The organism is uncultured Nostoc sp., from assembly GCF_964245575.1.
In the GTDB taxonomy this organism is placed as follows: Bacteria; Cyanobacteriota; Cyanobacteriia; order Cyanobacteriales; family Nostocaceae; genus Nostoc.
On record NZ_CAXTNP010000297.1, the window covers coordinates 1 to 8,793 of the forward strand.

At 41.6% G+C, this 8,793-nt stretch carries 7 protein-coding genes; all 7 read right to left on the reverse strand.

Annotation, left to right across the window (positions count from 1 at the left end):
- Positions 1–471: 471 nt before the first annotated feature.
- The 7 genes from ACFFAP_RS31870 to ACFFAP_RS31900 all read right to left on the reverse strand — a co-directional run bounded on the left by ACFFAP_RS31870 (position 472) and on the right by ACFFAP_RS31900 (position 8,527).
- Positions 472–882, reverse strand: a complete 411-nt coding sequence (locus ACFFAP_RS31870) for a hypothetical protein (protein ID WP_375514967.1) — start codon at positions 880–882, stop codon at positions 472–474.
- Between the two features lie 676 nt (positions 883–1,558).
- Complete coding sequence (locus ACFFAP_RS31875) at positions 1,559–2,395, reverse strand: AMIN domain-containing protein (RefSeq protein ID WP_375514968.1); 837 nt, start codon at positions 2,393–2,395, stop codon at positions 1,559–1,561.
- Positions 2,396–2,502: 107 nt separating this feature from the next.
- On the reverse strand, positions 2,503–2,985 hold the full coding sequence (locus tag ACFFAP_RS31880) for a hypothetical protein (protein ID WP_375514969.1): 483 nt from the start codon (positions 2,983–2,985) through the stop codon (positions 2,503–2,505).
- A gap of 5 nt (positions 2,986–2,990) precedes the next feature.
- Positions 2,991–5,225 carry a cation:proton antiporter gene (locus ACFFAP_RS31885; protein WP_375514970.1) on the reverse strand — a complete coding sequence of 745 codons (2,235 nt, stop codon included), beginning with the start codon at positions 5,223–5,225 and terminating at the stop codon, positions 2,991–2,993.
- Positions 5,226–5,562: 337 nt separating this feature from the next.
- On the reverse strand, positions 5,563–6,852 hold the full coding sequence (locus tag ACFFAP_RS31890) for a cation:proton antiporter (RefSeq protein ID WP_375514971.1): 1,290 nt from the start codon (positions 6,850–6,852) through the stop codon (positions 5,563–5,565).
- A 388-nt stretch (positions 6,853–7,240) separates the two neighbouring features.
- Entirely contained in the window at positions 7,241–7,675 is a 435-nt protein-coding gene (locus ACFFAP_RS31895; protein WP_375514972.1) for a hypothetical protein, read from the reverse strand.
- A 126-nt stretch (positions 7,676–7,801) separates the two neighbouring features.
- A complete protein-coding gene (locus tag ACFFAP_RS31900) occupies positions 7,802–8,527 on the reverse strand; it encodes a GDSL-type esterase/lipase family protein (RefSeq protein ID WP_375514973.1) in 726 nt (241 codons plus the stop codon).
- Positions 8,528–8,793 lie beyond the last annotated feature (266 nt).

Genomic DNA, 8,793 nt, shown 5'->3' on the forward strand with positions numbered 1-8,793 from the left:
GCCCAACTCCCCTGCTCCCCTGCTCCCCTGCTCCCCTGCTCCCCAAGTGCTCTGCGTCTGCGACTATCGCCGTGTCTCATTAAACCCTGTTGTATAGGTATAACCCTACTTTCTCAAAACCTCTTGTATAGAGATACTTGTATAGGCGATCGCGTGACTCCCCGACTGGCTGACTGGCATCTGCGACTATCGCCGTGTCTCATTAAACCCTGTTGTATAGTGATAGCTGGTACGCTCCTTGGCTTCTTTACTTAACCCTCTTGTATAGGTATACAGGCGATCGCAGTTTCTTAGGTTATGTCTTTTCATCACTAACAGGCATAATCTTCAGAATGTCAAAAAAGTCAAATCAATTTTATCGTCAAGTTAATTGATATAATGCAGGCGTGACGAGCATCTCCTTCGCTTCAGAATGATTATCATTCTTGGAAGAGGGTTAAATTACAATTAGCACCAGTTTCCTATAATTAATCAAAGTTTTGTATAAACATAATCTTCAGTAAAATTCTGGGATAGATCGCATTTACCGTCTGTTGAATATGTGTTAATTCTAATAAGATTTGGCACACTAAGAACAGTAAGTGTACTATACAGCTTTGTCTGACAACCAGTTGAAAGATTGGTACGACTTACAACAGCGTCAGCAGTGCGATTATCAAAGAACACACCACTTATTGTATGAATAAAAGCAGGGGCATCGGTTATCGTACCCCCTAAAGTGCAACTGTTTTGGGTAAAATTCCAAATAATACCATCTGCTCTTTTCCACAAACCTCTGACGTTGGGGCAAGTTTGTTCAGCGATTGCAGATTCTTGCATGGGAGCAAAATAACCCAAGAGCAAACTGGAACTAACAATAAGCAAACCAAAAATTTTTTTCATGGAGATTAGTTGTTCTAATGGTGTTAGCACTCTGGCGGGGAGACAATACAGGGCGACCGCATCATGTCAATAAGACTATTTCATTCTCAATATGTATTTGGATAGTTTTTGGTTGACCGATATATACTTTTTTGGTATTGAAAAACAAATCAAACAAAATAGATTCCAGCATTTGATAGCAGATTATCATTCGTATTTATTTGCAAAAAAAAATAAATAGAAGTTTACATAATTCTTTATATGGTTAAATTTAACTGAAGCATAAGTTAAATTTAAATTAGAAGAACAGAAAGCTGAAATTATTGAAAGAGTGCAGACTTTTCTTTCTGTGTTTGAGGGTGTCGGTTAACAAATTCTAAGGCATAACCTCTCCCCGGCTCCCCTGCTCCCCTGTTCAAAACGGCGGCGATCGCTACATTTGCCAGTGGTCGCAGAAAATAGCCTAGAAGCCCTTTAGGATCTGGACTTTAGACTAAAACGTTGTTAGAAAACGTACTTCTAAGCCAACTAAGCAGCCGACTAAATCTGCTTAGTTTAGCTATTTTCATATTTTCTAGTTTAAATTTATTTAACCCAGCATCGTTGGGTCATTTTTCATGCTTTAGTCTAAAGTCCAGTTCCCTTGTCTCCCTTGTCTCTTCTCCATGCCCCATGCCCCATGCCCAATTCCCTATTTTTATTTAGTTTTGGGTAAAGGTTGACCAAACTCAATGATCTGGGGATCGGGAGCATTGGGGATTGTTGGAACTGGAAATTCCGACATTCCCAAAGGAGGAATGTTATTTAAATTATCTGGTTGATTTGGGAAAGAAGGAGGGGGAAGAATCGAAGCAGGTTGTTGAGAGGGAGAGGATGTATTTTGATTTAAAGGAGGTACGGTGACAAAAGGCTGCCCTGAGTTAGTAGTAATTGTTGAGGGCAGTTCATTGGATGGAGAGGGAACTGTCAGTAAGGGCGATTGTGGATTAGTAGTTACGGGTGGGTTACTAGGCGGCTTTTGGAGTGTTTGAGGTTGTTTCTTGGCTGAAGGTGGGGACTTTCCTGGTTTCACGGCAGTAGTTTTACCAGAAATAACCGGGCGTAATACCCAGCGAGTGGAGTTTTTTCGGGAAATGGGTTGCAGTTGTACCTGTTTGGGATTAAAAACAGTCCCTGGTGCTAAATCTAGGACAATGCGTATATCATTTGCATTCAGTTGAGAAACACGAATACTTTTGATTGCTCCAGAATAATTTTGTTGTGTGGTAACTTTGCCCAACTTAGTATTCGGTATATCTACAACAAGACGGGAGGGTTGGGTAAGGTAGAAATAATGAGGGGTTGTGCCTGCTGAAAGGGTGATTTCGAGTTGCTGTGTCTTGGGGGAAAAACGCCAATTTTCTAGCTTTGCCACTGGTGTCGCAGCAGTAGTGCAAGTTTCGAGGGCGATCGCTGCACAAAAGCCTAATAGACTGATGCTAAATAGCTGCTTGCGCCATTGGCAAAATTGCCTAGTCTTTAGTCCCTGATTCATTCTTTTTATCTGCTCCATAAAACCCATACAATGCGCTCACATTGCTGTTTACTTCGCGCTTCCAATCCTGGAGACGCGATTAATCGCGTCTCTACCCACTCCCCAATTCAATTAGCTTTTTGGGGCACAGCAGTAAATTTCAGAGCTTGTGGAATGCCCTTTACAGTTAATTGACCTGTCATATTACCTTTATCCACAAGTTGCATTTGAATTGTGACTGAGTTCAGAGGATCATTTTGGGGGCGAGGAATATTACAAAGGATTGATTTACCAACTTTTCCAGATAAATTTAACTGTTGATTTCGGAAGATGCCTGCCAGAGAGTGCTTTTCGTCAGTATTGGGATTAGCGTTTGCTGGTAATAGAGAGGCATTTAAGTAAATACCCGACTGCTCAATGTTTAACGTCAGAGTATCTGATTTTTCACAGTTCGGCAAATTCTCTGACAGGGTTAGACGATACCGCCCGTTAACTGGAGGAGGAGCCTTGAGATTGTTTTCCCCATAAACACTGACAGTTTTAAACAACAGTAGCACTGAAATTATTGCTACTCCGTAAAAAGTTAAAGATTTGAAGTTGAAATGATTCATGAATTTCAACTCCTCAATGTTGGCTCTTGACTACTAACCTCAGGAAGCATAGAGGCAAGGTGAGCGGTGACTTGGCTGTAACGGCGGGTAATCAGCAAGGAGGAACGACATTGGATAGCTAGTTGATCTGTATATCTTCCCAAGGTTTGGCGCTCGATACCCCAAGCGCGGCTAGTGCCAGCAATAGTTAGGTCAACACCTTCTGAAGCTTGAATTACGGCTTGGATTGGTTCTGGGGCTTCGATAATTTTGATTTCAATGCGATCGCGTACACTGGTGGGCAATTGTTCCATCATCATGTGCAGTTCGTAACTCAATTCTTCCTTAGCTTGATTTGCTACTATCTGTAATATCTGCAACATACAAGTCTCACGATTGATTAACAGTCTCAGAGCTAGTATTAGTGCTAAATCATCATGGATATTGGCTGAATAAGGTACCAATAAACTTTCTAATTGCTCTTTGCCTTTATCTACAAACACTGCTACATCCACTGGTGCAGTGGTAAGCATTTGTCCGACTCGTCCACCTAAACGATTACTACTAAAAGCTGGCCGATGCCAGCCGACAAGAATTAAATTAGCTTGTTCTGATGTAGCAATCTGTGCTGTTTCGCGGGCAACGTTGCTGGATATGCGAACGATAGGATGCACACAAGTACGAGTTTCTGGCGGTTCGAGAGTATTAATTAATTCTTCTAGCTGCTGGCGGCGCTGGGCGATTAATCGATCTGCTTCAACTGGGGTACTTTCAAAAGCATAATCTTCTTGAAATTCAATCAGGCTAAGAGGGTTAACAATGGCAGGATATCGGTAATTGAGAGCGATACCTACGGTGGTCATTGAGCTTTGTCGAAGTGCGGGCTGCGCCAATGCTACTGCCAACTGTACTAAACCTTTTTGGGTACTTGGATTAGCCACTGGCACCAAAATTCGGAAAGGATGAGGGGAAGTTCCACTTCCAGCAGAGGTATCTATACCTGTTTCTGCTTCTGTCTCTGGTTCCACGACATCTAACCTGATCAGCTTTTTCGGATATGTCCATTCCAGCAGTGGCGAGGTCATGAATGTAGTTACCAATGCCATAATTACCAGCATGGTAAATATTAAGGGGGAAATTACCCCTAACTCTAGACCAATGTTTAGTACTATCAGTTCGGTTAAACCGCGAGTATTCATTAACCAACCGAGTGCCGAGGCTTCCCGTTTATTAATTCCACTGACACGGGCCGCTACATAAGTACCAACATATTTGCCTGCGATCGCCACTCCTAAAACCAACGCACACAAAAGCCACAATTCGGGACGATTGAGCAAGCCAATCTGCGTTTTTAAACCACTGTAGGCAAAAAATATTGGCAGTAAGAAAATTAGGACAAAATCTTCCGTTTTTACTGCCAATTCCCGCACTAAATCTTCATTTTTGGGCATGGCTGCTCCCAGTAAAAATGCCCCAAAAATTAAGTGAATCCCAATTAGTTCGGTGATTAATGCTGACGCAACCACTGCCATATAAATCCCAGCTAGCAGTAGTTGGCTGAGTCGTCTTGCACGGAGGTAGTGTTTGGCAAGGCGTTGGAGGAACCAACGTCCCGCCGTCAACATCAAGCCGATGTAAACTATGCTGGCGATAATTGTCGGTATCGCACCAGCAAAGTCACCAGTTCGAGCAACTGCGATCGCTACTGCCAAGAGACACCAAGCTGTCACATCATCCACTGCTGCACAAGTTAACGCCAACGTTCCTAAACGCGTTCCTTGTAAATTGTTTTCAGTAATGATTCGCGCCAACACTGGAAAGGCAGTAATCGACATCGCCGCTCCCAAAAATAAGGCAAAGGCGGTGAATGATACACTTGCATTGGAAACTAGGGGATAAAGTACCACCGCTAGCAATGTTCCTAGAGAAAACGGCACCAAAATGCTGACATGAGAAGTTAAAACTGCTACTTCTAATTGTCCGCTGAGGTATTTGGGATTTAGTTCTAGTCCAATCAGAAACATGAAAAATATTAGTCCCACCTGAGACAAAACATTTAAAAAAGGAAAAGTTTCTGGTGGAAACAAGGTAACTGCTACATCGGGAGCAACTAAACCAAATAAAGATGGGCCAAGCATAATCCCGGCGACAATCTCACCAATTACCAGAGGTTGCTTAATGGAACGGAATCCTAGCCCTACTAGCCTTGAAAGTCCAATAACAATCAGCACCTCAACCAGAACGAGAATAACTATGTGCATGGTTTCTTCAAAATTAACTATCTGGTTTCTCTAAGATGATTCTTTAAAAGACTGCAAAATGTCAAGCTTGTTAGATACACCCAAGGTTAATTTCTGCTTCGTTGTTATGTCAATTATTGTTACGATGCAGTTGTAGCTGTGAAACATTAATTTTGATAGTTTTAGTAGCTATATCTCAAATAACTTCCGAATTAACGATAGTAATAAAATTAGTTAATCAGCAGTAATTTCGTAGTAGCGCTGAAACGCCAATACAAACAAATTAGTGATTATAGCCAGAGTCAAAGCAGAGAATTTTACCCAATTACTAGCTAATTAATCTTATATTTAAATTTGCTTAAGCAGAAGATTTCTCATAGCTTGTCCCGTGCAACAAAAAGGCAATCAATGGTGATGCCATGAGGGTAGTAATGACTGCCATAATAACCATGATAGTGAATAAAGTTGGGGTAATTATACCTTGTTCAAGACCAATATTAAGGATGATTAACTCCATCAAACCACGAGCATTCATCAGAGCGCCGATAGTTGCAGATTCGCGCCAATTTTCCCCCGCAAATTTTGCAGCCAACATACAAGCAATACCTTTGCCGAGAATTGCGATCGCAATAATTAAAAGCGTAATTCCCCACAAAGTAGGAGTGTTTATCAGTCCGATTTTAGTATTCAGTCCAGAGAAGACAAAAAATATCGGTAGCAAAAAAGAAGTAGTTAAAAACTCTGTATATTGGCGAATTTGTTGGGCGAATTCTTGGCGTGGTGTCACTGCTCCCAGCACAAAAGCACCAAATATTGCATAGATGCCTGTGACATCGGTAAACCATGCACAAAACATCAAAATTATCAACATTAAAGTTAGGGTTTGTCTGTTCACACCTGCATCGCATTTTGTCATGCGGGTGAACACTCTCAGTAGAGGTTGTCCGATAAAAATCGCAAATAGCACGTAGCAAATGCCACCACCAATTGCTAATATGGCGATGCTCAGAGAATTTTTCACACTAGCAAGCACGATCGCCAGCAAACACCAAGCAACTCCATCATCTACCGATGCTGCACCTAAAGCTAAAGTACCGAAGCGGGTTTGTGCAAGACCGCGTTCGTAAAGAATACGAGCTAACATCGGAAAAGCCGTAATTGTCATCGACGCACCCAGATACAAAGCGGCTGACCAAGGTGTTACCTTTGGTTGAAAGAAATCGCCATTGTGATAAAACCAAAAAGAAGCGATCGCTCCTAAAATAAAAGGAGTGATAATCCCGGCAGCAGATAGCAAACTTGCACTTTTGATATGATGTTTTAAGAGTTTGGTGTTGAACTCTAAACCAATTAAAAACATATAAATTACCAACCCAATCTGGCTAATAGCATATAAAATCGACATTGATGGGTTGGGTATCTTTAGTCCTACAGCAGTAATAATGGGAAGCTTAGGAAACAACCATTGCTGAAAATTCGGTGCAATCAATCCCAAAAGAGATGGGCCTAGCATTACGCCTGCAATCATTTCGCAAACAACATCGGTTTGACCAAGATAGCGGCGTCCTAAAATCGTGACGATGCGACAAGTGGCTAAAATAACTGTAAGTTGCAGAAATAGCTGAATAACCAGATCAAAATTTGACATTGCACTTCCTTAATTTGCGTCTCTGCATTGAAGAATCTCCCGAAACTCCAAAGCTTGTCCTGTTTTTCCCATAGATGACTACATCAGCACAACTGCTAATTTTGGAAACATAAGATACTTGTTTTTAATTTGATCAGATAGGGCCGTTGCTACAACTCCCCTATTGTTCATAAAAATGCATACAACTGTACGTCAATACAACATATTGCATCCAAACTGAAACCGCCATCTGTAAGTTAATTTTTAGAAACCGATGTATTGCTGATGCATTGACATAACAGGCCAAGAGACTTGTGTCTAGACCATAAACCAATACGCTTATTTGAATTTTTCCCCCTTCCCGCTTCGGGAAGGGGGTTAGGGGGTTAGGTCATTTGCGGACACGATATTACAACCACTCTCCACCCCGGAAACGCCAACGGGGAAAGATAATTCGCATCAGGCTTTGTGAACTAATAAAAACTGCTACCCACACGACGCTATAGTGCAATAAAAAAACTGCTAACGGTAGTTCTTCTTTAGGTAAAGGTATTGGTAAAAAACCAAATAGTTTTACTCCACAGAACACAAATACTAATTCCCATATACCAGCTAAGAGTTGATAGGCTGCGGGCCAGTCCCTGTCCCATCGTAATTTTTGGAGATAGTTATATAGCACATCCCAACCTAAACCAAAGACGGTAACATAACCAAGTATCCAAAAATAAACCGAGTTAGCACTAGAACCAATCAAACCCATTACAAAGGGCAAAGACACAAGTACGCCCACCGTTGCAAGTAATAATAATCGAGTTTGCCAACGACCAAATAAAGTTGGTGTCATAGGAGCGCTGAATAAAAAATAGGGAAAAGATGGATTTAAAAATTCAGCACTATTGTAGTGCTTTTTGCAAGGATGGGAGATACGAGAATATTAGATTAGCTCCAAGGCATCAACATATTTATCTGATTACGATCGCTTCAGGTGGTAATCAAATTTAGAATGGTAAGTTGCTATAGCATCCCAATTGATCACATCTTCTAACAAAGCTTGATAACCCAGTGTATTGGGATGAAGACCATCTTCACTCAAGCGTTTAAGCCGCCAATTTTCACCACGTTCCATCCATTGCTCAAAAATATCTAAATAGGGAATCTGCCGTTTTGTACAAGCAATTCGAGTTGCTTCTTTGTAGCGATACTGATCGGCATGATTATAGTAAAAACAATCTAAAAATGGCATCTTGGCTTCATCCACTGGCACCATGCCTACAAATAACACAGGACATAGTTGCTGTGCTAAATCTAGCAGAGAAGCAATTTCCTTTTCAAATCCGGTAAAATCTGTGTAACTTCGGCCATCGGGACGCGCCAACCGGGCTGAGTCATTCACGCCTACGGATAAAATAATCAAGTCGGGAACACGATTTCGCAGTTCACCCCGGTGGCGGAACTCAACTTCTAGCCTTTGGGCTACTTGTTGCGTGCGATCGCCTCTTACCCCTAAATTATAAAGAACATGACCCGCACTATCCGGCAACATCCACCATCGCCGTAGTTGCTCAATCCAACCTCCTTTTTCCGGATCACCAAATCCATAAATTAAGCTGTCCCCCAGTGCGACAATCTTCATTGGCTGAAAGTGATTTGGTGGTACAGACACCTGCATTGAGGAAGAAGCTAGAAATGTGTGCATTTAACAACTATATTTTATATCTTTACAAGATTCTATACATTTCTATACCATAGATGGCTATCTTTAGTGTCCAAGCATATATCGGGTTTCTAGTTGTTGATATGGTTGCAAAGTTAATATTGTTGCAGTTGAGCCTCTGAAAGTGAATGTTGAGCCTCTGAAGGTGAATGTTGAGCTTCTGAGGGTGAATGTTGAGCTTCTGAGGGTGAACGTTGAGCTTCTGAGGGTGAATGTTGAGCTTCTGAGGGAGAACATTGAGCCTTTGA

Bases quoted from the DNA above. Each gene is read 5' to 3' on its own strand.
- ACFFAP_RS31870 (WP_375514967.1), bottom strand. From the start codon at position 882: ATGAAAAAAATTTTTGGTTTGCTTATTGTTAGTTCCAGTTTGCTCTTG.
- ACFFAP_RS31875 (WP_375514968.1), bottom strand. From the start codon at position 2,395: ATGAATCAGGGACTAAAGACTAGGCAATTTTGCCAATGGCGCAAGCAG.
- ACFFAP_RS31880 (WP_375514969.1), bottom strand. From the start codon at position 2,985: ATGAATCATTTCAACTTCAAATCTTTAACTTTTTACGGAGTAGCAATA.
- ACFFAP_RS31885 (WP_375514970.1), bottom strand. From the start codon at position 5,225: ATGCACATAGTTATTCTCGTTCTGGTTGAGGTGCTGATTGTTATTGGA.
- ACFFAP_RS31890 (WP_375514971.1), bottom strand. From the start codon at position 6,852: ATGTCAAATTTTGATCTGGTTATTCAGCTATTTCTGCAACTTACAGTT.
- ACFFAP_RS31895 (WP_375514972.1), bottom strand. From the start codon at position 7,675: ATGACACCAACTTTATTTGGTCGTTGGCAAACTCGATTATTATTACTT.
- ACFFAP_RS31900 (WP_375514973.1), bottom strand. From the start codon at position 8,527: ATGCACACATTTCTAGCTTCTTCCTCAATGCAGGTGTCTGTACCACCA.